The following is a 23,458-nucleotide window of genomic DNA, read 5'->3' as shown; positions in this document are numbered from 1 at the left end:
AATGCGTAAAACTCTCATCTTCGGCAACGGATTGGGAATGGCACTTGACCCCGGCCTTTTTAGCTTGGATGACGCCATCGGCCGTGCTTGGGACGGAGTGGGGATCTTCGACCAAGAAACGCGTGCGCTGGTCAGATGCTGCTTGGTCGATGATGGAGACACCGAGCGCCCTCACGGTGAGGATGATTTGGACGCTCTTCAGTTGGTGGTCTCATCCTGTGACTTCCTGGATCGGATGAGCCGTGGCGGCGCTCACTGGCTCAGTGAACATGGCCAACGCTTCCCTGCGGCAGTGCGCAAATTTCTTTACCAGACGGCGCTTCAATTTCATCAGCGAGAGGTTGTCCTGCCAATCGAGTTCGTTGGGCCATTGGCTACCTTCCTTCACCAGACTCAGTCACACGTTGCAACGCTCAACTACGACAATCTTCTGTATCAGCGAATGATTGAGGCGCATGTCTTGAACGGCTATGGCGGCGCCCTAGTAGACGGAATGCTTTCGAACGGCTTCGCTCCCGAGAACCTTGAGCGCAAGTGGGGGCGGACGTTCGGCTACTACCTTCATCTTCATGGATCGCCTCTCTTTGTCGATCAAGACGATACCGTGCGAAAGCTGACTCAAGGCGAGCTTGGCGGCGACGACGACGTAGTCGGATCCCACATTGTGCTAACGCACGTCAAGCATAAGCCCACGGTCATCGCAGCGTCACCCCTGCTACAGAGTTATTGGGAACACCTCGAGCTCGCCTTGGCAGAGTCCGAAGAGGTCATCTTGTTCGGCTACTCGGGGCTGGACACCCACCTCAACGAGCTGCTCGAGCGGCGTTCCCCGAAGAGCGTTCGGGTTGTCGAGTGGGTGGGGGCTGGCGCGCAAGATGAGCGCGAGAACTTCTGGAGAAAGGCGCTCGGTAAGGATCCAGTCCTTAACCAGATGGATAGTATCTTGGCGTTTACGGAATGGGCTTGACGAGGGCAACTTGCAAGAGCTGCCCTCCCATGGCGTCCCGGACCACCGCAAGTAGCAGGTGCAATCTGAGCAACCGTTATGTGCACCGATGCACTGATCGCGACCGTCAAATCATGGCTTAGGGACGACTGTGAGAACTACCGGATGGCGCTGATCGAGCATCTAGGGACGTAGGCGGCCATCGTCGCCGACGTCTTTCGCGAACCGCCGAAAAGGGGGCATTAGCCCCCTTTGATGGTTGTCAGAAGCCCCTACACGCGCCCTACAGGCTGGTGGCGCGCCACATGCGCCCGATCAACCCGCCCACCAGTGGCGCAATCGGGAAGACGGTGTAGAGGGCGGCCAACGCCAGCGGCGGGACAGACACGAAGAAGTTGCGTTCCGACTCGATCAGGCCAGGGTAGAAGATCCCCGCCCCGATGCTTCCGATCTGCACGGCCACCACAACCAACGTGCCCATCAATGCTCCCTTCCAAAAGCCCCCGCGCTTCGGTTCCAGGAAGGGGTTGGCCGCCCTGGCTGCCCTAACGCGCGCCGCCCGCCAATCCAGCACGTAAAGCAGCAGGAGGAGCGCCAGCACGCCAACGCCAACGGAGAACGCCGCCACAGTCTGCCAGGCAAGCCCCAGCTCTCCAGAAATCTCTGCACCGCCTGCGAAGGCGAGCAGGCCAGCACCGCCCAGGAGGACCGTTGCGGGTGCGAGCAGGCCCCACTGCATATGGGATGCGGTCGAGTGAGAGCGGACATGGGCGTTCATGGAACCTCCAAATGAGCGAAAACGAGGGCGGGTTGCAAGGACCGGTCAGGGCTTCTTCTGTGCGTCGATGAGCACCCACTGCCCTGCCCGCTTTTCAAACACCAGGTCTGCCCGGGCAGGCACAGGTGCGGGAGCCTCCTTCAGTTGGCGACCGCCTTGGAAACCGATCACATCGAGGGTGCCACCCGTGACGCACGTCATTCGTTCGGGCCCGCTCGGATTGCAGTCGGCGTTCAAATCCTCCCAGCCACGAACTTCCACGCGCTGCCCAAGCTCGGCCACCAAGTTCGCGTTCAAATACTGCTCGTAACCCTTCGCCACCTGCTCTACCGAAGGTCCGGGCTCCGGCTTACCGCAAGCGATCAAGGCGACAGCTGCTACCGCGGCGACCACCATTCCACGCTTCATGCACCTTCTCCTTGGTTCTTGGTGACGTCTACTTCGATCGTTTCGTTCCGATAGCCCAAGCTCACCTTCTCGACGGTCACGTCCATCTTGGGCTCCGTGCCGTCGATCCACACCCGATTGACCGAAAAGACCACGCGGTCGTCCTGGAACGAGCGGCCCTGCCGCGCGAGGTTGGCTGCTTCAGCGGGGTCCATCCGGATCAGCAACCGGTAACGCCCCGCGTTCGGCGGGCTGGACACGCCGGTGGGGGTCTTGCGGATCCAAGGGACGAAATTCTTTCCCGTGACACTCAAGCCAGCAACGGAGATCTGCGGCATCGGAACGAACACTTCCATGGCGCCCCGATCCGCGTTGTAGCTGACCCCGCCCAGCGCTTTGATGTTCGGGCGAACGGCATACCGCCGAATCCCTTTGAACCGCTCCAGCCGGGCGTCGAAAGCAGGCCCGAAGCGCTGCTCGATCGCCGCCGCAGGCGGCTCTGCCTCTTTGCTGCCCGTCGTCCTCTTTGCAGCCACCCACGCCTGCCGCAAGCACCACTCCCGTTTTTCAGGCCGCAACTGGTAGGAGGAATAGGCCATGGCCAACAGGCCCATGTCGCACATGTCGATCCCTTGCGCCCCGGTGGAGGACAGCCCTTCGCGCAGGTGCTGCGCACCCTCAAGGATGTCCTCGTCCAGGTCCCAGTAGATCCCGGCCGGCTCGGCGTACAAAGGGTGGGACACCTTGGCCTGTGACCCAGACTTTCCAGAAAGGACCCCACCGATCTGCCGAAGCAGGCCCGATGCGGTCGTGGACTGGGCGCTGGCGCCCGTCGATACGGCCAGCGCGATCGCGCCAGCCAGAACTGCCCCGTTCTTCATACAGCCCCTCGTTCCTTTGGATGGACTTGCCACATACTTACGTGGCACGTAGAGTCTACCCGGGGCGTAGGCCTTGCGTCATGATCGGTGCATGCTTGCACTGCATCCGTTCAGCCTGTGACTACGCCGACAACTCCGCGAGCGATCGTGGCCGCGCGCTTGCGCCAAGCCAGGATCCTTCGAGGCTTCAGCCAGCGCGAAGTGGGGGTCAGGATGGGCCTGGACAAAGACACCGCATCGGCTCGCATCAGTCGATATGAAAGCGAGTCGATGACGGTGAGCCTGGAAGCACTGTTTGAGCTTGCGCAGGCACTGGACGTGCCGCCGGCCTACCTGCTGGCGACGACGCCGGCGATGGCCGACGCGATTTTGGCACTGGGCGTTCAAAGCGAGACCCAGCAGGCCAAGCTGTCTCAAGCCCTCGAAGGGCTCGCCGCGCTCCCACCCGGCAAGCGGAAGCAAGCCATTGACCGACTCTTGGCAGACTTCACATAGCCGATAGCGATCGTTCTGTCGGTTTCAGTCGCCTGCGCGCGGTGACGCCACGGATGCGGGTCGTTGCCTGTATGCCAGCCGCCTCCTCCAGCATTCGCTCACCCAGCCTTCAGTTCCTGCGATCTGACTTCGAGGTCCCGCTGCAGGTTGTTGCCAACAGGATTTAGACCTACTAACGAAGGGCATATTCTCCAGAGCGATAGCTCCTCATGCAGCCGAGGGGCCTTGACAGGCTAGAAATTCAGCATACCTTTCCAAAATGAAGAAGCACTCCCAAGCTAGAGGAATTATTGCCGTTGCTCTCGCATGGCTTGCTGTAGCCATTGTTCTTGCAGATAAGATCATGGCCAGCTAAATGAGAGGAAGCGCTGCCGCCGCAAGAACCATAGCAGTTCCATAGAACGTATTGTATGAGGCAGACAGTAGGCCTTCGGCTATATCTTTCTGAGACAGCCACTCTCGCCTTTGTTTTTTGGAAGACTGCTCCATGACGGCCTGTTCGTAGTTGGATATTAAATCATCAACATCTGAGCGCCACTGCTGAAGCGAGCAGGGATCACAGTTGCGCAGACCTTCTAGCAACTTGACAAAGGCCCGGCTCTGCATGACCTCTCTAACATACACTGTCGGATGCTCTTTTTCGTTATCTATCAGCCGGTTAAGATAATTTCTCTTCCAGAATCCGACATAGACACCCAAGAGGATCTGAAGACCACCGGCGAATGTGAGAATGAGCTGCGCATCCTGTATCGTCCGCGGGGAATGGACATACTTTCCGTACACAACGACAGCAATTGAAAGTATGCCCGCCACTATCCAGGTGTACCTACCAAGGAAATTTGCCACCAGCTCTATTTTGGCCCACTTCCCCGCCATCTGCCTGCCTTGTGCTGCGCGAATCTCCCACTCAGCACCCATGTCTACCGGCTCAGTATTCTCATCTTCCATATTCAGCCCCATTTATCGTTCAAGGTTCACACCTCGGACACGCCACCCAACTAAATAAAAAAAAATTTAAATCGACCCAGCTGCTGCGACTCCAACTCTGAGACTATCATCTGGATTGTAGGTAATCTGCTAAATCATAGTCGCCCGCCGAGCGAGCGGCCTCAGCCGCCCCTCCTTCTTGAACGTCCGCCCCTGCAGCAAAGAGTGCCTCGGCGATCTGACGCTTCACCTCGAAACCGAGCTCGGTGTCACGGGCCAGCCAGACCAATGGAGGCTGATCCTCATCGTCGTCTGTGTAGGTATAGGCATCGGGGTCCAGGCCAGTAGCTAAGAGCGCCGTCACCAGTTCGGCATCCCCCATCGCGCAGGCATTGTGCAGTTGGGGATACATCAGTGACCGCCCACGCTCCTGGAGGCTTTCTGGCAGCGCCTTTACCGCATCCAGCATCTCATCGAAGCGCTCACGGAAGGCCTCATTTCCGCTGTACAGGTCGTCGAAGCCCATGGCGGCCGCAATGCGTGCGTTCATATCTCTTCCTCTCTAAGGTTGAAGGACCATCACCTATCCAAGTGGGTGCTACGCGCTACGACTACGGCTTTGGCCAACTGCGCGCTGTCTGTCAAACGTGCCCTTAGTCGCCTCCCCCAGGCCCATCTGCCGCGTCACGACACTTCTTTGTCTCGGGCAAAAGGCCGCACTGGCACACCCATCGCATCCCCTGGTGCCCAACGCGCCTCCAGATCATTGGCTCGCTGGACGGCTTGCGCTTCGCAGAGTTCACGCATCGCCGCCTGCAACACCTTTGCGAAGGCGGCATGGTAGGGCTCACGCGTCTCCCCGTTGACCCAAGGCGCCTGCAATGCAGCTTCAACCGTGGCGTCCCATAGGTCACCCCGTTCAAGCGCACCGCTGAGCACTTGGTCGCTCACCACCAGGACATGCCCAGCCACCCGGCCATCCACCAGTGCCCACTCATGGGGAACCAGGGCAATGTCATCGAGCGTGGCCAGCGTTGCGATGCGGCCCAGCTTCTTCTGCAACCTGCTTGCGTCGTCCCGCGCCTGCCGCAAGGCCAATTCGATTTCCAGCTCACGGACCCGTTGCTGGGCTGCGTCCAGTTCGTCGATAAGGCGACGCTCTTTGACACTGCGCCCCACGCGTGAGGCCTGCCAAGCAACGAGTTCGATGTAAGGGTAACGAACGTGCTCGTTGGCCCCTCCAGCAGCGCGGCCGGCACCTTTGACGAAAGGCGGCCCGGCCGGAGGCGTTCGACGGCGCCACTCGCCAAGCGTGTCGAAGTGCACTCCCAGGTAACGCGCCGCTGCCTTGCTGCTGATGGTCGGAGGCGGGAGGCCCGCGGCGGCTTTGTTCAGCTCAGCATCCAGTGCCGCAGAGCGCTGCTCCAGGTAGTCCTCTTCTTTACGCTGGCATTCCATTGAGTCGCTCCTTACTGGGCGTCGCGCCGGTTTCTTGCTGAGAAAATCGAGACTGGGGCATCGCCGGACTCGTCCAGCCGAGGCTTATCCGTCCCCTTCAAGCGATTCCAAACACGGGGACTCGTGGCCACCATGTGCTCTTCAACCCGGCCCATGGCCTCTCGAAGCTTGGACCACTCCTGCTCGGTGTAGCGTTCGGAGACAGCAGCCATGCGATCCTCACCTCGCCCCAACGTTCTGTGGTGGAGCAGTTGGGAGACGATTCGGCTTTCGCCGAACAGGAGGGCGGCGTAACGGCCGAGCGTCCGGCGCAGATCGTGGAGGGTCAGCCCAATGTCCACCTCTGCCCGCAGATCGAGCAACCCCGCGTCCCGGCGCACGTTTGCCACGATGCTCTTGCTGTCCGAGTAGTGCCCCGTCGTGCTGCGATCTGATCGGGCTGGGAACACGAACATGGTTTTGGCCCGCGAGCGGCGTGCCCTCTCCACCTCTTTTTCCAGCCGGTCCAGCAGATCCCGGCGCGCACGCCTAGCTCGAGCGGCGTCCAACACTTCTTCCGCGTCCGCCAGGTCTTGCTTGAGCTTGGTTTCGTCCGCGCGCTCGTCGTAACGCCGCTGCAAGATCTTTTCAGCAAAGTAGGCCACCGGCAGGTAGCGCTCCTCGCCATTCTTGGTGTCAAACAGGTAGACCTGAGAGCCTGCCCGCCTCGTGTAAGGGTTGACCTCATCCGGTGCTGCCAACCAGACCCAGGACACCTCCGACTGGCGCAGCTCGCCCGGGGAGCACCGGTCAAACCAGCGCAGGGGAGCGGCCTCGCCGCGGCGGGTGCCCCAGAGCAAGGTCAGCAGCAAGTAGTCGGCGCCGGTCGCGTTCAAGCCACCCTGCTCGTCCCGTCGCGCCAAGATCACCTTCAGTACCGTGGGCAGCGTCTCGTCCCCCAACGGATTGCGCACTTCCGCGCGCTCGTAATGCCGGCGCAGCGCTTGCGAGTCCCGCAACATGTCGTCGTCGTGGATGACCTGGAACGGGTTGTAGCGCAGCACCGGCTCCCGCTGCTGCTGAGCCGCCGCTTTGCGTTCCCGCTTCAGCATCAGGTCGACCGCCCTCTTCGCGTCTGTGAACGCGTGCTCGGTCGACGCCAAACCGGCCGCTTTGACTCGCTGGATGTACTTCCCGGTCACGCCCAACGCTTCGAGCTGTTGCGTGGAAAGCGCGGCCCAATCCGGCTGATCAGCCAGCGCTTGGCGCATCGGGGTGGGGATCCGGTTGGAGCGCACCATGGACGATCGCCGTAAGCTGTCGAACGCACGGTGGATGTCCTTGTCCAACAGCTGAAGGATCGGCTTGTCCGCCAGCCCGACTTCCGGACGAGCAAACCGCGCCAAGCTGTCTTGGATGGCCCGGATGCTGGCGGGCTTAGCTTTCTTGTTGCGAACGCGCTTCTGCAGGTCCTCAACGTAAGCCGCAAAGCAGTCCGCCAGCGTGAGCCCCTTCAGCTCCGCCAGCTGCTCGGTTCGGGCCTCTTCCTTCGAAGGATGCTCGCCCGTTTCTCGAACGACCGCCAACTTCCGTCGCGCCAGCTCGTAGGCTTGCTCCGGGCCGATGTCGGTGACGCTGCCCAAGGAGAACCGACGAACCCCGGCTGGGCCACGGACCACGACTTCATAGGTGGTGCGGGTGGTGCCCACGTAGAAGCCAAAGCCCGTTGGCGCGCCCTGATTGCCGTCCAGGACGCGGTAAGGCTTCCCGGCGTCTTCGGGCAGTCGAGGGGCGATGACCACCCTTCCCTGCTTGCCTTCGACCGGGCCTTTGGCCACGCTCAGTTCGCAGATTTGGCGGTAGCTCAGCTTAAACTTGATGCCTCGGCGACGCGGGGCCTCTGCCTGCGTCGCAACAACCGTATCCATGGTCGATCCGCCGTCTGTCCGTCGCAACATCGATTTGATCCTCTTTGAGTGATCACCGCAACTGCGGCGCAACGAAGAACCCCGTTACTTGCCGTCAGCTGCCGGGATCGACCGCTACAAACCGTAGGAAGTTCTCTTGCAAACCACTGATTCAAAAGCGAAACCGTCTGCATCGAAGGCCAGTGCAGAGCACACGCCCCTCATGAAGCAGTTCTTCGCAGCCAAGTCCGAGTATCCGGACCTGCTGCTGTTCTTCCGCATGGGCGACTTCTACGAGCTGTTCTACGACGACGCGCGCAAGGCCGCGCGGCTGCTTGATATCACCCTGACCCAGCGTGGCAGCTCCGGCGGCGCGCCGATCCCGATGGCCGGCGTTCCGGTGCATGCCTACGAAGGCTACCTGGCACGGCTGGTGGCGCTGGGCGAGTCGGTGGCGATCTGCGAGCAGATCGGCGACCCGGCGCTGGCCAAGGGTCTGGTCGAACGCAAGGTGGTGCGCATCGTCACCCCCGGCACCGTGACCGACGAGGCGCTGCTGGACGAGCGCCGTGACACCCTGCTGATGGCGCTGTCACGCACCAAGCAGGGCTACGGCCTGGCCTGGGCCGACCTCGCTGGTGGCCGCTTCCTGGTCAACGAAGTGGAGACCGACGACGCCCTGGAAGCCGAACTGGCCCGACTGGAGCCGGCCGAGCTGCTGGTGCCGGACGAGGAGAACTGGCCGGAGTTCCTGCGCCAGCGCACCGGCGTGCGTCGCCGTGCGCCCTGGCTGTTCGACGCCGACAGTGGCCGCCGCCAGCTGCTGGCCTTCTTCAAGCTGCATGACCTGAGCGGCTTCGGCATCGACGACAAGCCGCGCGCGACCGCCGCCGCAGGCGCCCTGCTCGGCTATGTCGAGGAAACCCAGAAGCAGCGCCTGCCGCACCTGACCTCGATCGCGATGGAAACCGCCGGCGAGGCGATTGCGATGAACGCCGCCACCCGCCGCCACCTGGAACTGGATACGCGCGTCGACGGCGATACCCGCAATACCCTGCTGGGCGTGCTCGACAGCACGGTGACACCGATGGGCGGGCGCCTGCTGCGCCGGTGGCTGCACCGCCCGCTGCGCCTGCGCGAGGTGCTGGTGCAGCGCCACCATGCGGTGGAGACCCTGATCGATCGCGGCAGCGACGCCGACATCCGCGAACAGTTCCGTCGCCTCGGCGACCTGGAACGCATCCTCACCCGCGTCGCACTGCGTTCGGCGCGCCCGCGCGATTTCTCCACCCTGCGCGATGGCCTGGGCCTGCTGCCGGCGGTGCGCGAAGTGCTGGCGCCGCTGGATTCACCGCGCCTGCAGGCCCTGCATGCCGCGCTGGGTGAACATGACGGATGCGCACAGCTGCTGGCCAGTGCCATCGCCGAGATGCCACCGTTGAAACTGAGCGACGGCGGCGTGCTGGCCGACGGCTTCGATGAAGAGCTGGACGAGCTGCGCCGCCTGTCTACCCATGCCGACCAGTTCCTGGTCGATCTGGAACTGCGCGAGCGCGAGAGCAGCGGCATTCCCACCCTGAAGGTGGGCTACAACCGTGTGCACGGCTACTACATCGAGATCAGCAAGGGCCAGTCCGATCGTGCGCCGGTGCACTACACCCGCCGGCAGACGCTGACCAATGCCGAGCGCTACATCACCGAAGAACTGAAGGCGTTCGAAGACAAGGTGCTGTCGGCGCGCGACCGTTCGCTGTCGCGCGAGAAGTACCTGTACGAGCAGCTGCTGGATACCCTCGGCGAACAGCTGGAACCGTTGAAGCAGTGTGCCGCTGCGCTGAGCGAACTGGACGTGCTGGCCGCCTTCGCCGAACGCGCGCAGGCGCTGGACTGGTCGCGGCCGGAACTGGAAACGGCACCCTGCCTGAAGATCGAGCGTGGCCGCCATCCGGTGGTCGAAGCGGTGCGTGAGCAGCCGTTCGAACCGAACGACCTGGACCTGCATCCCGACCGTCGCATGCTGGTCATCACCGGCCCGAACATGGGCGGTAAATCGACCTACATGCGGCAGAACGCGCTGATCGTGCTGCTGGCCCACATCGGCAGCTTCGTGCCGGCCAGCCGTGCGGTGATCGGTCCGATCGACCGCATCCTGACCCGCATCGGCGCGGGTGATGACCTGGCCCGCGGGCAGTCGACCTTCATGGTCGAGATGGCCGAGACCAGCTACATCCTGCACCACGCCACCGCCCATTCGCTGGTGCTGATGGACGAGATCGGCCGCGGCACCTCCACCTACGATGGCCTGGCACTGGCCGACGCGGTGGCTCGCCACCTCGCCTACCAGAACCGCTGCTACACGCTGTTCGCCACCCACTACTTCGAACTGACCGCGCTGGCCGACGAGCAGCACGAAGGCGGCCGCAGCGGCATCGCCAACGTGCACCTGGATGCCGTCGAGCACGGCGAGGCGCTGGTGTTCATGCACGCGGTGAAAGATGGCCCGGCCAACCGCAGCTTCGGCCTGCAGGTGGCGGCACTGGCCGGCCTGCCGCGCGCCACCGTGGCACAGGCACGGCGTCGCCTGGCCGAGCTGGAGCAGCGCGGTGGTGAAAGCCATGCCGCCGAACTGGCGCCACAGGCACTGGATGCGCCGCAGCAGTTCGGCCTGTTCGCCGCGCCGTCGAACAAGGCCCAGGAAGCGCTGGCCGCCATCGACCCGGACGAGCTGACCCCGAAGCAGGCACTGGAAGCGCTGTACCGGCTGAAGGCACTGCTCTAGCCCTGCCGCGCATGGCCTCGGCCTCCCGCCACGGCGCGGGCGGCCGTCCGAAAGGCTCTGCAAATCTGATTCTTCGTTTCAATTGACAGAAACTATCAGACTGAACGGATCATTCGATTATTCATTTCATCTGGCGCTAGCTAAAGTCGAGTGAAGATGTTTCCCCTACGTCTTCACCCGCAGGAGCCAGCCATGAGCCAGTCCGATAACAACAGTCCCAAGTGCCCGTATCACACCGCGCCGTCGCCTGCAGACGCCGCCCAGCAGCAGCGTGAGCTCAGCACCACGCCGAAACAGAAGCAGGGCGACGATCCGGTCACGCCGATGACCACGGCCTTCGGCGCGCCGGTGGTGGACAACCAGAACAGCAGGACCGCCGGCCCGCGCGGGCCGCTACTGATGGAAGACGTCTGGCTGCTGGAAAAGCTGGCCAACCTCAACCGCGAGATCATTCCCGAGCGCCGCATGCACGCCAAGGGCTCGGGCGCGTTCGGCACCTTCACCGTCACCCACGACATCACCCGGTACACGCGCGCCAAGCTGTTCGAGAAGGTCGGCAAGCAGACCGAGATGTTCGCCCGCTTCACCACGGTGGCCGGCGAGCGTGGCGCCGCCGACGCCGAGCGTGACATCCGTGGCTTCGCACTGAAGTTCTACACCGAGGAAGGCAACTGGGACCTGGTCGGCAACAACACACCGGTGTTCTTCCTGCGCGACCCGCGCAAGTTCGCCGACCTCAACAAGGCGGTCAAGCGCGACCCGCACACCAACCTGCGCAGCGCGCGCAACAACTGGGATTTCTGGACGCTGCTGCCCGAAGCCCTGCTGCAGGTGACCGTGGTGATGAGCGACCGCGGCATTCCGCGCAGCTTCCGCCACATGCATGGTTTCGGCTCGCACACCTACAGCTTCACCAACGCCGACAGCGAACGCTTCTGGGTGAAGTTCCACTTCGTCAGCCAGCAGGGCATCGAATCGCTGACCGACGCGCAGGCGCAGATCCTGGTCGGCCATGACCGCGAAAGCCATGGCCGCGACCTGTTCGCCGCGATCGAGAAGGGCGACTTCCCGAAGTGGAAGCTGTTCATCCAGGTCATGCCGGAACTGGAGGCGGAAACCTACCGCATCCATCCGTTCGACCTGACCAAGGTGTGGCCGAAGAGCGACTACCCGCTGATCGAAGTCGGCCAGTTCGAACTGAACCGCAACCCGGTCAACTGGTACCAGGACGTGGAGCAGTCGGCGTTCGCCCCGAGCAACCTGGTGCCGGGCATCGGCCCGTCGCCGGACAAGATGCTGCAGGCACGCCTGTTCGCTTATTCCGATGCGCAGCGCTACCGGCTGGGCGTCAACCACCACCAGATTCCGGTAAACGCCGCGCGCTGCCCGGTGCACAGCAACCACCGCGACGGTGCGATGCGCGTGGATGGCAACTACGGCGGCCTGCCGCATTACGAACCGAACAGCTACGGCCAGTGGCAGGAACAGCCGCAGTACCGCGAACCGCCGATGAAGATCCGCGGCGACGCCGACTTCTGGAACTTCCGTGAGGACGACGCCGACTACTTCAGCCAGCCCGGCGCCCTGTTCCGCAGCTACAACCAGGCACAGAAGGACCGCCTGTTCGCCAACACCGCCCGCGCCCTGGGCGATGCGCCGGACTTCATCAAGCAGCGCCACATCGACAACTGCAGCAAGGCCGACCCGGCCTACGGTGCCGGCGTCGCTGCGGCCCTGAAGGCACTGGCCAGCCAGCCGTCGGATCCGTTCAAGCCGGCGCAGCCGGAAGCGGAGTTCCCCGCCGCCACCCCGGGCGCGGAAGACATCGAGCTCTGATCGCCCACCCCGCGTACGGCACGCCGCCTCCCCGTGGGGCGGCGTCGCCGTTTTAACGGTCCGCATCGTACCTTCGGCACGCCCCACCCCAACCAAGGATTCCGCAGATGAGCCTGACCGATGAACTTCTCGCCAAACTGCAGGGCGCCCCGCTGCAGCAGGTGTCGCAGCAGCTTGGCATCAGCGATACCCAGGCCTCCGGCGCGATCAGTGCCGCACTGCCGGTGCTGATGGGCGCGCTGGGCAACAACGCCTCGCAGCCGCAGGGCGCGCAGGCGCTGCTCGGCGCCCTGCAGAACAACCACAGTGGGCTGGACCTGGGCAGCGTGCTCGGTTCGGTGCTGGGCGGCGGTGGTGGTGGTGCCGCCAGCGACGGCGCCGGCATCCTCGGCCACATCTTCGGTGGCAGCCAGCAGAAGGTGGAAACCGGCCTGGCCCAGGCCACCCAGCTCGACAGCGGCCGCACCAGCCAGCTGCTGCAGATCCTCGCCCCGATCGTGATGGCCTTCCTTGCCCAGCGCCTCGGTGGCGGCCAGGCCGATGCCGGCTCGCTCAGCCAGGCGCTCGGCCAGGAAAAGCAGCAGGTGCAGCAGCAGGGCGGCATCGCCGGCGGCCTGCTTGGCAGCGTGCTGGACCAGGACGGTGACGGCCAGTTCGGGGTGGGCGATCTGCTGAAGATCGGCGGCAGCCTGCTGGGCGGCAAGCGCTGAGGGCTGCGCGCGCCGGGCACCGGCCCGGCGCCGGCCTACAGCGCGTCGATATCGCCGAGTGCGCGGATCAACCGCCGCGCGCGCTTGTCCGGCTTGTGCTCCGGCGGCTGGAAACCATCGCGCGCCGCGATGCGCAGCGCGCGCTGTTCGGCACGGCGTGCCTTGGAGGCCTCACTCTCGGCATACAGCTGCTGCGCCGCGGGTGCGGGACCGCGCTGGTCGCTCAGGCCGAGCACCTGGATCTCGAAATGCTCCTCACCGCGGTCGACCTGCAGCTGCTCGCCCACGCGCACCGCGCGTGAGGATTTCGGGCGCTGCCCGGCGACGCTGACCTTGCCGGTCTCGATCGCCTGCTTGGCCAGGCTGCGGGTCTTGAAGAAACGGGCCGCCCACAGCCAGATGTCCAGGCGGACGCTGGGCGACAACGGGGAAAGCTCGGTCATCGGCAGGGACTACTCCGTTCGCTTGTTCAGGGGACGCGGGTTGTCGGGGTCGGTGCGGCAGCCGCTGCCCCCGATCAACGTGGGTACGCCAGCAGACAGATCCTGGCGCTGGCTGCCGACCAGGCACTCGGGACGGTCGGTCGGCCGCACCTGGGCATCGCCCAGCCGGTCACCTGTCGAACATGCGGCCAGCGCGGCGCCGATCAAGGCCAGCGCCAGCCTCCGCTTCACCTGCAGTCGTTGATGCATTGCCACATCCCGCAAACCGGCTTGGTGCTAGTGTGCGCCTCCCGGGATTCGATCACCACTCCATGGCCAAAGCGCCGCTTGACCTGACCTCCGGCCCGATCGGCCGCAATCTCCTGTTGTTTTCCCTGCCGATCCTGGCGGGCAACATCGCGCAGTCGCTGAACGGTTCGGTGAACGCGGTCTGGGTCGGGCGCTTCCTCGGCGAGGCGGCGCTGACGGCCACCGCGAACGCCAACAACATCATGTTCTTCCTGATCGGCTCGGTGTTCGGCTTCGGCATGGCCTCGACCATCCTGATCGGCCAGGCGATCGGCGCGCGCGACATCGCGCAGGCACGCCGCGTGGTCGGCACCAGCGCCACGTTCTTCATCGGCCTGTCGGTGATCATCGCCATCGCTGGCTGGTTCATGGCCCACCCGCTGCTGGCGGCGATGGGCACGCCGGCCGCCTCGCTGCCGCTGGCCGAGGCCTACCTGCAGATCATCTTCCTGGCGATGCCGACGCTGTACGCGTTCGCCTTCCTCACCGCTGCGCTGCGCGGCGCCGGTGATTCGCGCACGCCGTTCCGTTTCCTGCTGGTGTCGGTGGCGCTGGACATCGTGCTGAACCCGGTGCTGATCTTCGGCATGGGGCCGCTCCCCGCGCTGGGCATCGCCGGCTCGGCCTGGGCCACGCTGGTCGCGCAGACGCTGTCGCTGGCCGGCCTGCTGCTGTACATGCGGCACAAGCGCCACACCCTGTGGCTGGGCCGCGCCGACATGCGCCTGTTCAAGCTCGACATGGCCATCCTCAAGGCGCTGGTGGTCAAGGGCGTGCCGATGGGCCTGCAGATGGTGCTGATCTCGCTGTCGGTGATTCTGCTGATGACCATGGTCAACCAGTACGGCACCGACACCGCCGCCGGCTACGGCGCTTCCCTGCAACTGTGGAACTACCTGCAGATGCCGGCGATGGCGATCGGTGCGGCGTGCTCTTCGATGGCCGCACAGAACGTCGGTGCACAGCGCTGGGACCGCGTGCGCGGCACTGCACGCCAGGGCGTGCTGTTCAATTTCCTGTTGACCGGTGCGCTGATCCTGCCGCTGGTGCTGTTCGATCGCCAGCTGCTGGCCCTGTTCCTGCCGCCGGCCAGCCAGGCGCTGGACATCGCCCGTCACCTCAACCATGTGGTGATCGGCTCGTTCCTGTTCTTCGGCGTCAGCTTCGTGATCTCCGGCGTGGTGCGCTCCACCGGCGCGGTGATTCCGCCGCTGCTGATCCTGGCCGGCTCGCTGTGGGGCGTGCGCGTGCCGTTCGCCGAGCTGCTGCAGCCGTACTGGGGCGCCGATGCGATCTGGTGGAGCTTCCCGGTCAGCTCGCTGGTCTCGATGCTGCTGTCGCTGGCGTATTACCGCTGGGGTGGCTGGCGCAAGGCAAGGATGCTGGGCAAGCCGTCACACGCCGAAGCGCTGGCCACGCCGTCGGAAATTCCGGCCTGCCCGCCATCGCCGGTGGCCGACCCGGATGCCGCGCCGCCACGGTAGTGCCGGCCGCTGGCCGGCAACCTCACGGACCAACCCATGACACGGTAGTGCCGGCCGCTGGCCGGCAACCTCATGGGCCGGCCAATGACACGGTAGTGCCGGCCGCTGGCCGGCAACCTCACACCTCTCCGGAAGCATCGCGCAACAGCCGGCCAGCGGCCGGCTCTACCGCTTCTTCTTCGCCGCGTTGAACGCCGCCGCCGCGCGCAGCAGCGCCTTGAACGCCGCGGCATCGGGCATCACGCCTTCATGGATGTCGATCGCACGCCGCGTGTTGCCTTCCAGGCTGGCGTTGAATAGACCTTTCGGGTCCGCCAGCGCCGCCCCGTGGGCGAAGGTCAGCTTCACCGCCTTCCTGTAGGCCTCACCGGTGCACAGGATGCCGTCGTGCTCCCACACCGGCGTACCGCGCCATTTCCAGGTTTCCTGCACGTCCGGCAGCGCTTCATGGATCAATGCACGCACGCGTGCCAGCGTTTCGCCGCGCCAGTCACCCAACTCGGCGATGCGTGCATCGATCAGTTCGGCCGCCGGGGTTCCAGCATCGGCAGGGTTCGGAGCATGCGTGGCCATCAGGGGCTCTCGTCGGGAAGGGAATCGGAATGCCGGGCTTACATGCGCTCGCCGGGCAACGCGGCGGCCTGGCGCACCCAGTCCAGGAACTGCGCTTCATCCAACAGGCCGGATTCGTGGATGTGCAGGTAGCGCGTGTCGCCGCTCCTGGACGGCTCCGGTGGCGGCGGCGTCAGTGCAGCGCCGCGGAAAAAGGCCACCTTGATGTAGCGGGTGAAGCAATGGAAGCTGAGAAACCAGCCCGCGCCGACGGCCACCGCATACATCGGCGAGTTCCACTTCACCGCCTTGTGCACGCCGGGTACGGCCCGTTCGATCAGGGCATCCAGTCGCGCGCCAATCGGGCGTTTCCAGTCCGGCATGGCGGCGATGTACGCCCGCACCGGGGCATCGCCCTCGCCCTTGGCGATCTGCGGGTTGCCACCGGACAGCAGGGTGGGCGCAGCGGCGGGTGCGGTTCGCTTGGCAGGCATCGCACGTACGGGCATCGGGATGATGCGGCAGCCTAACGCGGCCCGTAGCCGTCGGTCACGGCGCAGTGCGCCATCGGCTCAATCGGCCTGCCGCGCCCGGAACTGGCGCCAGTCCGGCAGCTTGCGGTGGCGGCGCAGCGAGCGCATCAGCGCCGCCATCACCATGCCGAACAGCGCTCCGGCCAACAGGCCGGCCACCAGCAACAGCACCAGCGGACGTTCGCTGCCCTGCCACAGCATCAGCCACATCAGCGCGGTCCAGAACAGCCCGAACAGCAGGCCCTGCACCAGCGCGTTGGTACCGAAGCCAGCCAGGATCGGCGGCGGCAGTGCGATGCCGGCGCGCCACAGCAGCCGATGCAACAGCGGCGCCGATTGCCCGCGTGCCAGCCCCTTGCCGTCCAGGAAGCGCAGCGCCGACTGGATCACGGCGGGGTAATGCCGGTTGATGTCATTCATCAATTCATCGTGGCCGATGCGATGCCGGAAACGCAAACGGCCACCCGAAGGTGGCCGTCGCGGCAACAACCGAAGTTGTTTATCAGGCCTTGTCGGCCAGACGGGCAGCCTTGGCGGCAGCAGCGGCAGCCAGGTCTTCCTTGATGCGGGCAGCCTTGCCTTCCAGGCCACGCAGGTAGTACAGCTTGCCGGCGCGGACCTTACCACGACGCTTCACTTCGACCGAGTCGATGATGGCGCTGTGGGTCTGGAAAACGCGCTCGACGCCGTAGCCGTGCGAGATCTTGCGGACGGTGAACGAGGAGTTCAGGCCGGCGTTCTTGGTGGCGATGACGACGCCTTCGTAGGCCTGCACGCGCTCGCGGCTGCCTTCCTTCACCTTCACGTTGACGACAACGGTGTCGCCCTGGCTGAACTTCGGCAGTTCACGGGTGATCTGGGCGGATTCGAATTCCGCGACGATGGACTTGTTCAGCTTGCTCATGGGTTACACCGATTCTTGTTCGGGTGGGCGTGTCGTATCGACAACGTAGGCTCATGCAGTCACCGGACTGTGCTGCACGTTTGTTTTGGGTACTGCGCGCGCCAACCGGGGCTGGCGGGAATTGGCCATGATAGCCGATAAAGCCAGCCCTGCGCTAGGGGCTGGCCTTCTGGTTCCGGGCCTGGCGGCCCTGCTCCAGCAGTTTGCGGTCGGCCTTGCCCAGTGCCTGTTCATCCAGCAGGTCCGGGCGCCGCTGGGCGGTCCGGAGCAGCGACTGCTGGCGGCGCCAGGCGGCGATGGCCGCGTGGTTGCCCGAGCGCAGCACCTCCGGCACGTCCCCCAGCGGGTGCTGGGCCGGCTGGCTGTAATGCGGGCAGTCGAGCAGGCCGAGGTCGCCCTCGAAGCTGTCCTGCGCCGCCGATTCCGCATCGTTCAGGGCACCGTCCTGCAGGCGGGCCACGGCGTCGATGATCACCGCCGCGCCCAGCTCGCCCCCGGACAGCACGTAGTCGCCGAGGGAGATCTCCTGGTCGACATTGGCCTCCAGGAAACGCTCGTCGATGCCCTCGTAACGGCCGCAGAGCAGGACCATGCGCGGCAGCGCCGCCAGTTCCCGCACCTTGGCCTGGGTCAACGGCGCACCCTGCGGGCTGAGGTAGATCACCGGAGCCGGGGTCGGATCAGCCTCACGGATCGCCTGCAGGCAGGCCTGCAACGGCTCGATCAGCATCACCATGCCCGGACCGCCGCCGAACGGACGGTCGTCCACGCGGCGGTAATTGCCTTCGGCGTAATCACGGGGATTCCAGCCATGCAGGCTGAACAGCCCCTTCTCCTGCGCACGCCCGACCACGCCCAACCCAGCGGACTGGGCGAGGAATTCGGGGAACAGGGTGATGACGTCGAAACGCATGCTCAGGCTCAGAACTCGGGATCCCAGTCGACCACGACCAGGTTGGCCTCGAAATCGACCGATTTGACGAAATCCGGCTGCACGAACGGAATCATCCGCTCGCGGTCGCCACGGACCACCACCACGTCGTTGGCACCGGTGCTGAACAAGTGCGAGACCTGGCCCAGGGCAACGCCCTCGGTGGTCTTCACGTCCAGGCCTTCCAGGTCGACCCAGTAGTACTCATCGGGCTTCGGCGGCGGCAACGCGCTGCGGGCCACGTAGATCTCGGTGCCGCGCATCGCTTCGACGGTATCGCGGTCCTCGACGCCGGGGAAACGGGCGACCAGGTGCTTGCCGCTGTCACGGCCACGCACGCCTTCCAGCGTGGTTTCCACGCCGGACGGGCTGCGCACGATCCACGGCTGGTAACGGAAAATGGCGGAACGTGGCTCGGTCCAGGACTCGAGCTTGATCTCGCCGCGCACACCAAAAGCGCCGACTACCCTGCCCAGCAGGATGCGGCGCTCGATATCTTTCATCTGCTTCAACCAAGAGGGCCACGCCGAAGCGTGGCCCGTCAGGATCAGGCCGCAGCGGCCTGGGACTTGGTCGCTTCCTTGATCAGGTTGCGGACCTTGTCGGTCGGCTGGGCGCCGTTCTTGACCCAATGGTCAACGCGGGCCAGGTCCAGCTCGATGCGCTTCTCGGCGCCCTGGGCGACCGGGTTGTAGAAGCCAACGCGCTCGATGTTGCGGCCGTCGCGCGCGCTGCGCACGTCGGTGACGATGATGTGGTAGAACGGACGCTTCTTGGCGCCGCCGCGGGTCAGTCGAATCTTGACCATGGTGTTTTTCCTATTGCCCAGTCGCCAGGATGGCGAGGTAAGCGGGCGATTATAGCGGCAGAGTCCGGCCGAGCCAACCCCGGGGAGCTCGCCCGGGGTCAGATCCCTTTCGCGCCGCAAAAGGGATCTGACCCCAATCTGTCCCAAGGCACCGCCGCCAGCACCGCCCTGCCGTGTTCAGCCAGCGCCTGCGAGCCGGGCAGGATATGCCCGTCAATGGCCTCCAGCGCCCACAGGCCGCTGGCGTTGCAGGCGAAAGCGGCCTTCACACTGCCCAGCTCAGCCAGCGCCAACGGCCGCGTCAACTGCGCATCGGGCCAATGCCGCTTCAGCAGCGCTTCGGCGGTACCGCGCAGGGCCGGCGCCTGCGGCCAGAGCAGCCGTTCACCATCGTGCACGGCCAGGTTCCAGGTACTGCCTTCACTCACTTCGCCATCGGCGGTCACGAACAGCACGTCGTCGAATCCTTCCGCCATCGCCGCGCGCCGCTCAGCGAACAGGCCAAACGTGCCCACATGCTTGATCTGCGGCATTTCGCGCTGCCAGGCCACGCTGCGCACGCGCTTGGGCGCGGCCAGGGCCACCGGTGCGGACACCGCCACCAGCACGTCCACCGGCACCGCCGCCAGCGGGCTGCGGAAATCGAACCGGCGCGAGTACACCGTCACCCGCAGCGAGGCATCGGCCAGGCCGGCCTGCTGCAGCGCCTGTGCCATCCAGCCCCGTACCTGCCCCGTATCCAGCTCGCTGCCGAACAGTGCACGCGTGGCCTGTGACAGCCGCGCCAGATGCAGGTCCAGTCCCTGCACCGCACCGCCCCGCGCCTGCAGCGAGGTGAAGTGGCCGTAGTTCACCAGCGCCGGCAGCAGGTCCTCCACCTGCGCCGGCTGGCCATTGCAGGTGACCCTCATCGCAGCAGTGCCTGCGCCTGTTCCCACATGCCGCGCAGCACGCCGGCGGCCGGCTGTGCCGGCGCCATCCATGCTGACTGCCCGGCCCAGGCCTGCATCGCCGCCAGGCGATTTTCCTGCACGGCCTGCCTGCGCATCGGCGCGGTCAAGCCACGCTGCACCGGGTACGGGCGCGGCGCGGGGGCGCCTTCGGCAGCAGCAGCGCGCACATACGGGGTCGCCAGGCCGCGGCCGAGGCGGCCACTGAACGCACGCGTCGGCCAGGTATCTTCCGGTTCGCTGGCGGCCAGCCCATCGGCCCACGCCGACGCAATCGCTGCTTCCGGCGTGCGCAGGAAGGCGGTGCCGATCTGCACGGCGCTGGCGCCCAGGGTGAGTGCGGCAGCGATGCCACGGCCGTCGGCAATACCGCCCGCGGCAATGACCGGGATCTGCAGGTGATCGGCCAGGCGCGGCAGCAGTGCGAACAACCCGACCAGCTGGCGCTCGGCCAGCGCCGGATCGAACGCGCCGCGGTGGCCACCGGCCTCGGCGCCCTGTGCCACCACCGCATCGGCACCGGCGTCCTGTGCCGCACGCGCTTCGGACAAGGTGGTCGCGCAGGCGATCCAGGCAATGCCGGCATCCTTCAGCTGCTGCACGTGGCGCGGCAGCAGCACGCCCATGATGGTCGAGGCCACCGCTGGACGCGCCGCCAGCAGCGCGGCGAACTGGTCTTCGAAATCGGCAGGCGTGGCGTCGGCGGCGCTGGCTGGCACGTCCGGGCCCCACTGCGCGAGGAAAGCGCGGCTGGCGGCCTCGGCGGCCACATCACGGGTCGGTGCGGGATCGGGCACCCACAGGTTCACCTGGGCCGGGCCGGTCGAAGCGGCGCGAAATTCGTCCATCCAGCGACCGATATCGGCCGAAGAGGACAACACCGCGCCCATCGCGCCCATGCTGCCGGCGTTGGCCAGCGCGGCCGACAACGGCACCGGACAGGCACCGGCCATCGGTGCCAGCAGGATCGGAACGGATACGCCAAAGCGCCGGCAGAACGCCTCGACGCGGGAAGTTACAGCGGAACTCTGCATGACGGCCCATCGTTTCGGACAGGCCACCATGGTGCGCGCGGGACAGGGGTGGCGTCGAGCCCGTTGCCCGACCGCCTGCTGCGGCGCTTGCGCCGCCGCCCGAGCGTGGGCTCGGGCGCTACATCACACTGCGACCGGGGCCGTCATCAACGGAACGGCATGCCACGGCCGCCCATGGCACCCATCATGCCCTTCATGCTGCGCAGCATGCCCTTCATGCCGCCGCCGGCCATCTTGCTCATCATCTTTTCCATCTGCATGTACTGCTTCATCAGCTTGTTGACGTCGGCCGGGGTCACGCCCGAGCCCTTGGCGATGCGCGCGCGGCGCGAGCCGTTGAGCAGGTTCGGGTTGCGCCGTTCCTTCTTGGTCATCGAGCTGATGATGGCGATCATGCGCGGCACTTCCTTGCCCTGGCTGACCTGCTGCTTCAGATGGTCGGGGATGTTGCCCAGGCCCGGCAGCTTGTCCATCAGGCCGCCGATGCCGCCCATGTTCTGCATCTGCTCAAGCTGGTCGCGCATGTCGTTCAGGTCGAACTTCTTGCCCTTGGCGACCTTCTCGGCCAGCTTGGCCGCCTTGTCCTTGTCGACCTGCTGCTCCACCTGCTCGACCAGCGACAGCACGTCGCCCATGTCAAGGATGCGGCTGGCGATACGGTCCGGATGGAACACGTCCAGGCCTTCCGGCTTTTCGCTGACACCGACGAACTTGATCGGCTTGCCGGTGATGTAGCGCACGCTCAGTGCGGCGCCGCCACGGGCGTCACCGTCGGTCTTGGTCAGCACCACGCCGGTCAGCGGCAGCGCGTCGCCGAAGGCCTTGGCGGTGTTGGCCGCGTCCTGGCCGGTCATGGCGTCGACCACGAACAGGGTTTCGGCCGGATTCACCGCCGCGTGCAGGGCCTTGATCTCGGCCATCATCGCTTCGTCGATGGCCAGGCGGCCGGCGGTATCGACCAGCAGTACGTCGACGAACGACTTGCGGGCATCGTCGATGGCGGCGCGGACGATGGCTTCCGGCTTCTGGTCGGCGCTGGACGGGAAGAACAGCACGCCCACCTGCTCGGCCAGGGTCTTCAGCTGCTCGATCGCGGCCGGACGGTAGACGTCGGCCGAGACCACCATCACCTTCTTCTTGCGCTTTTCCTTCAGGTGCTTGGCCAGCTTGCCGACCGTGGTGGTCTTGCCGGCGCCCTGCAGGCCCGCCATCAGGATGATGGCCGGGGCGGGCACGTTGAGGTTCAGGTCGCTGGCTTCGGCGCCCATGACCGCGGTCAGTTCGTCGCGCACCACCTTGATCAGGGCCTGGCCCGGGGTCAGCGACTTCAGCACTTCCTGGCCGACCGCACGCACCTTGATGCGCTCGATCAGGGCCTGCACCACCGGCAACGCAACGTCGGCCTCGAGCAGCGCGATGCGCACTTCGCGGGTCGCCTCGCGGATGTTCTCCTCGGTCAGGCGGCCGCGGCCACGCAGGCGCTCGATGGTGCCGGAAAGGCGCTGGGTCAGGGACTCGAACATGCGGCGCAACCTGTCTGAAAGCGGGGGACAATAAGGCCGACAGTATAACGGGTCCGGCTGTCTGCCCGGGCTGCGACGACGGGGCCGTCGCCACCACCGCAGGGGTATGCGAAACTGCAACGATGACAATCGTTCTCATCGCCGTCCTGCTCTACCTGGCTGCCAGTGCCCTGCTGGTGCGCGCGCTCGGCCGCGATGAAACCTCCGGCTCGCCCACCTGGCTGTGGCCGGCCCTGCCGGCGATGCTGCTGCATGGCGGTTACCACGTGATGGTGGCGATGCGTACCACGGGCGGGCCGGACATGCACTTCTTCGCCGCGCTGTCGCTGGTCGGCCTGGGCATGGCCTGGCTGACCTCGCTGGTGGGCGCGCGCGGCCGCATGTCGGCGCTGGGCGTGGTGGTGTTCCCACTGGCCGCGGTACTGCTGCTGGCCTATCACGGCTACGGCCACGAGCCGAGCAAGGTGCTGGGCTGGCGCCTGGCCAGCCACGCATGGCTGGCGCTGCTGGCCTACGCCACGCTGAGCATCGCCGCGCTGCTGGCGATCATGCTGTGGCTGCAGGAACGCGCGCTGCGCCGCCGTGAGTTCCGGCCGTGGCTGCGCGCGCTGCCACCGCTGGCCGACCTGGAATCGCTGCTGTTCCGGGTGATCACGGTCGGCTTCGCGCTGCTGACCCTGACCCTGGTCACCGGCGTGCTGTTCGTCGATGACCTGCTGGCGCAGAAGCTGGTGCACAAGACCGTGCTGAGCGTGCTGTCGTGGATCGTGTTCGGCGTGCTGCTGGTCGGACGCCGTCGTTACGGCTGGCGCGGCATGAAGGCCGTGCACTGGACGCTGGCGGCGATGCTGTTGCTGCTGCTGGCGTTCTTTGGCAGCCAGTTCGTGATCGAACTGGTGTTCGGGCATTCGCGATAGAAGCGTGC

At 65.5% G+C, this 23,458-nt stretch carries 26 protein-coding genes; 7 read left to right on the top strand and 19 right to left on the bottom strand.

Annotated elements, in window-relative coordinates; translation table 11 throughout:
* Nucleotide 1 precedes the first annotated feature (1 nt).
* Nucleotides 2-967 (top strand): SIR2 family protein, encoded by a 966-nt coding sequence (locus tag BLS66_RS15255; RefSeq protein WP_244153002.1) that lies wholly within the window; start codon nucleotides 2-4, stop codon nucleotides 965-967.
* Between the two features lie 262 nt (nucleotides 968-1,229).
* Here BLS66_RS15255 and BLS66_RS15250 read toward each other — a convergent pair whose 3' ends face one another.
* Genes BLS66_RS15250 through BLS66_RS15240 form a run of 3 tightly spaced genes read right to left on the bottom strand, consistent with a single transcriptional unit; the run spans nucleotide 1,230 to nucleotide 2,992 of the window.
* Nucleotides 1,230-1,724: an ABC transporter permease gene (locus BLS66_RS15250; protein WP_244153001.1), complete on the bottom strand. Its 495-nt coding sequence runs from the start codon at nucleotides 1,722-1,724 to the stop codon at nucleotides 1,230-1,232.
* Nucleotides 1,725-1,769: 45 nt separating this feature from the next.
* Nucleotides 1,770-2,132, bottom strand: coding sequence for a hypothetical protein (locus BLS66_RS15245; protein ID WP_074726218.1), 363 nt, complete (start codon nucleotides 2,130-2,132; stop codon nucleotides 1,770-1,772).
* A complete protein-coding gene (locus tag BLS66_RS15240) occupies nucleotides 2,129-2,992 on the bottom strand; it encodes a hypothetical protein (RefSeq protein WP_074726217.1) in 864 nt (287 codons plus the stop codon). Before BLS66_RS15240 ends, BLS66_RS15245 begins: the two co-directional genes overlap by 4 nt.
* 147 nt (nucleotides 2,993-3,139) lie before the next feature.
* Here BLS66_RS15240 and BLS66_RS15235 point away from each other — a divergent pair, with 147 nt between their 5' ends.
* Nucleotides 3,140-3,487 carry a helix-turn-helix domain-containing protein gene (locus BLS66_RS15235; RefSeq protein ID WP_074726288.1) on the top strand — a complete coding sequence of 116 codons (348 nt, stop codon included), beginning with the start codon at nucleotides 3,140-3,142 and terminating at the stop codon, nucleotides 3,485-3,487.
* A 351-nt stretch (nucleotides 3,488-3,838) separates the two neighbouring features.
* Here BLS66_RS15235 and BLS66_RS15230 read toward each other — a convergent pair whose 3' ends face one another.
* The 4 genes from BLS66_RS15230 to BLS66_RS15215 form a co-directional block, all read right to left on the bottom strand.
* Complete coding sequence (locus BLS66_RS15230) at nucleotides 3,839-4,435, bottom strand: hypothetical protein (RefSeq protein ID WP_143025178.1); 597 nt, start codon at nucleotides 4,433-4,435, stop codon at nucleotides 3,839-3,841.
* Nucleotides 4,436-4,541: 106 nt separating this feature from the next.
* Nucleotides 4,542-4,964, bottom strand: a complete 423-nt coding sequence (locus BLS66_RS15225) for an ankyrin repeat domain-containing protein (RefSeq protein ID WP_049450022.1) — start codon at nucleotides 4,962-4,964, stop codon at nucleotides 4,542-4,544.
* A 134-nt stretch (nucleotides 4,965-5,098) separates the two neighbouring features.
* On the bottom strand, nucleotides 5,099-5,872 hold the full coding sequence (locus BLS66_RS15220; protein WP_074726215.1) for a hypothetical protein: 774 nt from the start codon (nucleotides 5,870-5,872) through the stop codon (nucleotides 5,099-5,101).
* Nucleotides 5,873-5,883: 11 nt separating this feature from the next.
* Nucleotides 5,884-7,779, bottom strand: a complete 1,896-nt coding sequence (locus tag BLS66_RS15215; protein WP_074726287.1) for a site-specific integrase — start codon at nucleotides 7,777-7,779, stop codon at nucleotides 5,884-5,886.
* A 202-nt stretch (nucleotides 7,780-7,981) separates the two neighbouring features.
* Between BLS66_RS15215 and mutS the strand changes: the two genes are divergently transcribed.
* From mutS to BLS66_RS15200, 3 genes are all read left to right on the top strand, one after another.
* On the top strand, nucleotides 7,982-10,537 hold the full coding sequence (gene mutS, locus BLS66_RS15210) for a DNA mismatch repair protein MutS (RefSeq protein WP_229301967.1): 2,556 nt from the start codon (nucleotides 7,982-7,984) through the stop codon (nucleotides 10,535-10,537).
* A 192-nt stretch (nucleotides 10,538-10,729) separates the two neighbouring features.
* Nucleotides 10,730-12,373 (top strand): catalase, encoded by a 1,644-nt coding sequence (locus tag BLS66_RS15205; RefSeq protein ID WP_049464902.1) that lies wholly within the window; start codon nucleotides 10,730-10,732, stop codon nucleotides 12,371-12,373.
* A gap of 107 nt (nucleotides 12,374-12,480) precedes the next feature.
* Nucleotides 12,481-13,083: a DUF937 domain-containing protein gene (locus BLS66_RS15200; protein WP_049464905.1), complete on the top strand. Its 603-nt coding sequence runs from the start codon at nucleotides 12,481-12,483 to the stop codon at nucleotides 13,081-13,083.
* A 35-nt stretch (nucleotides 13,084-13,118) separates the two neighbouring features.
* Here BLS66_RS15200 and BLS66_RS15195 read toward each other — a convergent pair whose 3' ends face one another.
* Both BLS66_RS15195 and BLS66_RS15190 read right to left on the bottom strand, forming a co-directional pair.
* Complete coding sequence (locus BLS66_RS15195; protein WP_053462488.1) at nucleotides 13,119-13,526, bottom strand: RNA-binding S4 domain-containing protein; 408 nt, start codon at nucleotides 13,524-13,526, stop codon at nucleotides 13,119-13,121.
* 9 nt (nucleotides 13,527-13,535) lie between these two features.
* Entirely contained in the window at nucleotides 13,536-13,775 is a 240-nt protein-coding gene (locus tag BLS66_RS15190; RefSeq protein ID WP_053462487.1) for a hypothetical protein, read from the bottom strand.
* Between the two features lie 62 nt (nucleotides 13,776-13,837).
* On the opposite strand from BLS66_RS15190, the gene BLS66_RS15185 reads away from it, so the two are divergent.
* Nucleotides 13,838-15,298 carry an MATE family efflux transporter gene (locus tag BLS66_RS15185; protein ID WP_049464911.1) on the top strand — a complete coding sequence of 487 codons (1,461 nt, stop codon included), beginning with the start codon at nucleotides 13,838-13,840 and terminating at the stop codon, nucleotides 15,296-15,298.
* Nucleotides 15,299-15,463: 165 nt separating this feature from the next.
* Here the strand turns inward: BLS66_RS15185 and BLS66_RS15180 are convergent, their stop codons facing one another.
* The 10 genes from BLS66_RS15180 to ffh all read right to left on the bottom strand — a co-directional run bounded on the left by BLS66_RS15180 (nucleotide 15,464) and on the right by ffh (nucleotide 22,533).
* Nucleotides 15,464-15,871, bottom strand: a complete 408-nt coding sequence (locus BLS66_RS15180; protein WP_053462486.1) for a DUF1801 domain-containing protein — start codon at nucleotides 15,869-15,871, stop codon at nucleotides 15,464-15,466.
* A 38-nt stretch (nucleotides 15,872-15,909) separates the two neighbouring features.
* Nucleotides 15,910-16,344 carry a DUF1801 domain-containing protein gene (locus tag BLS66_RS15175; RefSeq protein WP_074726213.1) on the bottom strand — a complete coding sequence of 145 codons (435 nt, stop codon included), beginning with the start codon at nucleotides 16,342-16,344 and terminating at the stop codon, nucleotides 15,910-15,912.
* A 78-nt stretch (nucleotides 16,345-16,422) separates the two neighbouring features.
* A complete protein-coding gene (locus BLS66_RS15170) occupies nucleotides 16,423-16,803 on the bottom strand; it encodes a DUF6404 family protein (protein WP_053462484.1) in 381 nt (126 codons plus the stop codon).
* An 82-nt stretch (nucleotides 16,804-16,885) separates the two neighbouring features.
* Nucleotides 16,886-17,287, bottom strand: a complete 402-nt coding sequence (gene rplS / locus BLS66_RS15165; RefSeq protein WP_005415736.1) for a 50S ribosomal protein L19 — start codon at nucleotides 17,285-17,287, stop codon at nucleotides 16,886-16,888.
* 154 nt (nucleotides 17,288-17,441) lie between these two features.
* On the bottom strand, nucleotides 17,442-18,200 hold the full coding sequence (gene trmD / locus BLS66_RS15160; RefSeq protein ID WP_049465481.1) for a tRNA (guanosine(37)-N1)-methyltransferase TrmD: 759 nt from the start codon (nucleotides 18,198-18,200) through the stop codon (nucleotides 17,442-17,444).
* Nucleotides 18,201-18,208: 8 nt separating this feature from the next.
* Nucleotides 18,209-18,721: a ribosome maturation factor RimM gene (gene rimM / locus BLS66_RS15155; protein ID WP_053462482.1), complete on the bottom strand. Its 513-nt coding sequence runs from the start codon at nucleotides 18,719-18,721 to the stop codon at nucleotides 18,209-18,211.
* A 44-nt stretch (nucleotides 18,722-18,765) separates the two neighbouring features.
* Nucleotides 18,766-19,026, bottom strand: a complete 261-nt coding sequence (gene rpsP, locus BLS66_RS15150; RefSeq protein ID WP_005415733.1) for a 30S ribosomal protein S16 — start codon at nucleotides 19,024-19,026, stop codon at nucleotides 18,766-18,768.
* 98 nt (nucleotides 19,027-19,124) lie between these two features.
* Entirely contained in the window at nucleotides 19,125-19,937 is an 813-nt protein-coding gene (locus BLS66_RS15145) for an aminotransferase class IV family protein (RefSeq protein ID WP_074726212.1), read from the bottom strand.
* Nucleotides 19,934-21,010, bottom strand: coding sequence for an NAD(P)H-dependent flavin oxidoreductase (locus tag BLS66_RS15140; protein WP_053506423.1), 1,077 nt, complete (start codon nucleotides 21,008-21,010; stop codon nucleotides 19,934-19,936). The genes BLS66_RS15145 and BLS66_RS15140 overlap by 4 nt, the downstream gene beginning before the upstream one ends.
* A 146-nt stretch (nucleotides 21,011-21,156) precedes the next feature.
* A complete protein-coding gene (ffh, locus tag BLS66_RS15135; RefSeq protein ID WP_005408591.1) occupies nucleotides 21,157-22,533 on the bottom strand; it encodes a signal recognition particle protein in 1,377 nt (458 codons plus the stop codon).
* Nucleotides 22,534-22,655: 122 nt separating this feature from the next.
* Between ffh and BLS66_RS15130 the strand changes: the two genes are divergently transcribed.
* Nucleotides 22,656-23,450, top strand: coding sequence for a cytochrome C assembly family protein (locus tag BLS66_RS15130; RefSeq protein WP_053506424.1), 795 nt, complete (start codon nucleotides 22,656-22,658; stop codon nucleotides 23,448-23,450).
* Nucleotides 23,451-23,458: the final 8 nt, after the last annotated feature.

Source organism: Stenotrophomonas pavanii, assembly GCF_900101175.1.
Lineage (GTDB): Bacteria > Pseudomonadota > Gammaproteobacteria > Xanthomonadales > Xanthomonadaceae > Stenotrophomonas > Stenotrophomonas pavanii.
Note: the sequence above shows the minus strand (reverse complement) of the source record. Positions and strands in the feature narration are given on the sequence as shown.

Bases quoted from the DNA above. Each gene is read 5' to 3' on its own strand.
- BLS66_RS15195 (WP_053462488.1), bottom strand. From the start codon at position 13,526: ATGACCGAGCTTTCCCCGTTGTCGCCCAGCGTCCGCCTGGACATCTGG.
- mutS (WP_229301967.1), top strand. From the start codon at position 7,982: ATGAAGCAGTTCTTCGCAGCCAAGTCCGAGTATCCGGACCTGCTGCTG.
- BLS66_RS15245 (WP_074726218.1), bottom strand. From the start codon at position 2,132: ATGAAGCGTGGAATGGTGGTCGCCGCGGTAGCAGCTGTCGCCTTGATC.
- BLS66_RS15180 (WP_053462486.1), bottom strand. From the start codon at position 15,871: ATGGCCACGCATGCTCCGAACCCTGCCGATGCTGGAACCCCGGCGGCC.
- BLS66_RS15200 (WP_049464905.1), top strand. From the start codon at position 12,481: ATGAGCCTGACCGATGAACTTCTCGCCAAACTGCAGGGCGCCCCGCTG.
- rplS (WP_005415736.1), bottom strand. From the start codon at position 17,287: ATGAGCAAGCTGAACAAGTCCATCGTCGCGGAATTCGAATCCGCCCAG.
- BLS66_RS15215 (WP_074726287.1), bottom strand. From the start codon at position 7,779: ATGGATACGGTTGTTGCGACGCAGGCAGAGGCCCCGCGTCGCCGAGGC.
- BLS66_RS15250 (WP_244153001.1), bottom strand. From the start codon at position 1,724: ATGAACGCCCATGTCCGCTCTCACTCGACCGCATCCCATATGCAGTGG.
- BLS66_RS15230 (WP_143025178.1), bottom strand. From the start codon at position 4,435: ATGGAAGATGAGAATACTGAGCCGGTAGACATGGGTGCTGAGTGGGAG.
- trmD (WP_049465481.1), bottom strand. From the start codon at position 18,200: ATGCGTTTCGACGTCATCACCCTGTTCCCCGAATTCCTCGCCCAGTCC.
- BLS66_RS15130 (WP_053506424.1), top strand. From the start codon at position 22,656: ATGACAATCGTTCTCATCGCCGTCCTGCTCTACCTGGCTGCCAGTGCC.
- BLS66_RS15175 (WP_074726213.1), bottom strand. From the start codon at position 16,344: ATGCCTGCCAAGCGAACCGCACCCGCCGCTGCGCCCACCCTGCTGTCC.
- BLS66_RS15170 (WP_053462484.1), bottom strand. From the start codon at position 16,803: ATGAATGACATCAACCGGCATTACCCCGCCGTGATCCAGTCGGCGCTG.
- BLS66_RS15255 (WP_244153002.1), top strand. From the start codon at position 2: ATGCGTAAAACTCTCATCTTCGGCAACGGATTGGGAATGGCACTTGAC.
- BLS66_RS15185 (WP_049464911.1), top strand. From the start codon at position 13,838: ATGGCCAAAGCGCCGCTTGACCTGACCTCCGGCCCGATCGGCCGCAAT.
- BLS66_RS15205 (WP_049464902.1), top strand. From the start codon at position 10,730: ATGAGCCAGTCCGATAACAACAGTCCCAAGTGCCCGTATCACACCGCG.
- BLS66_RS15240 (WP_074726217.1), bottom strand. From the start codon at position 2,992: ATGAAGAACGGGGCAGTTCTGGCTGGCGCGATCGCGCTGGCCGTATCG.
- rpsP (WP_005415733.1), bottom strand. From the start codon at position 19,026: ATGGTCAAGATTCGACTGACCCGCGGCGGCGCCAAGAAGCGTCCGTTC.
- BLS66_RS15190 (WP_053462487.1), bottom strand. From the start codon at position 13,775: ATGCATCAACGACTGCAGGTGAAGCGGAGGCTGGCGCTGGCCTTGATC.
- rimM (WP_053462482.1), bottom strand. From the start codon at position 18,721: ATGAAAGATATCGAGCGCCGCATCCTGCTGGGCAGGGTAGTCGGCGCT.
- BLS66_RS15225 (WP_049450022.1), bottom strand. From the start codon at position 4,964: ATGAACGCACGCATTGCGGCCGCCATGGGCTTCGACGACCTGTACAGC.
- BLS66_RS15140 (WP_053506423.1), bottom strand. From the start codon at position 21,010: ATGCAGAGTTCCGCTGTAACTTCCCGCGTCGAGGCGTTCTGCCGGCGC.
- ffh (WP_005408591.1), bottom strand. From the start codon at position 22,533: ATGTTCGAGTCCCTGACCCAGCGCCTTTCCGGCACCATCGAGCGCCTG.
- BLS66_RS15220 (WP_074726215.1), bottom strand. From the start codon at position 5,872: ATGGAATGCCAGCGTAAAGAAGAGGACTACCTGGAGCAGCGCTCTGCG.
- BLS66_RS15145 (WP_074726212.1), bottom strand. From the start codon at position 19,937: ATGAGGGTCACCTGCAATGGCCAGCCGGCGCAGGTGGAGGACCTGCTG.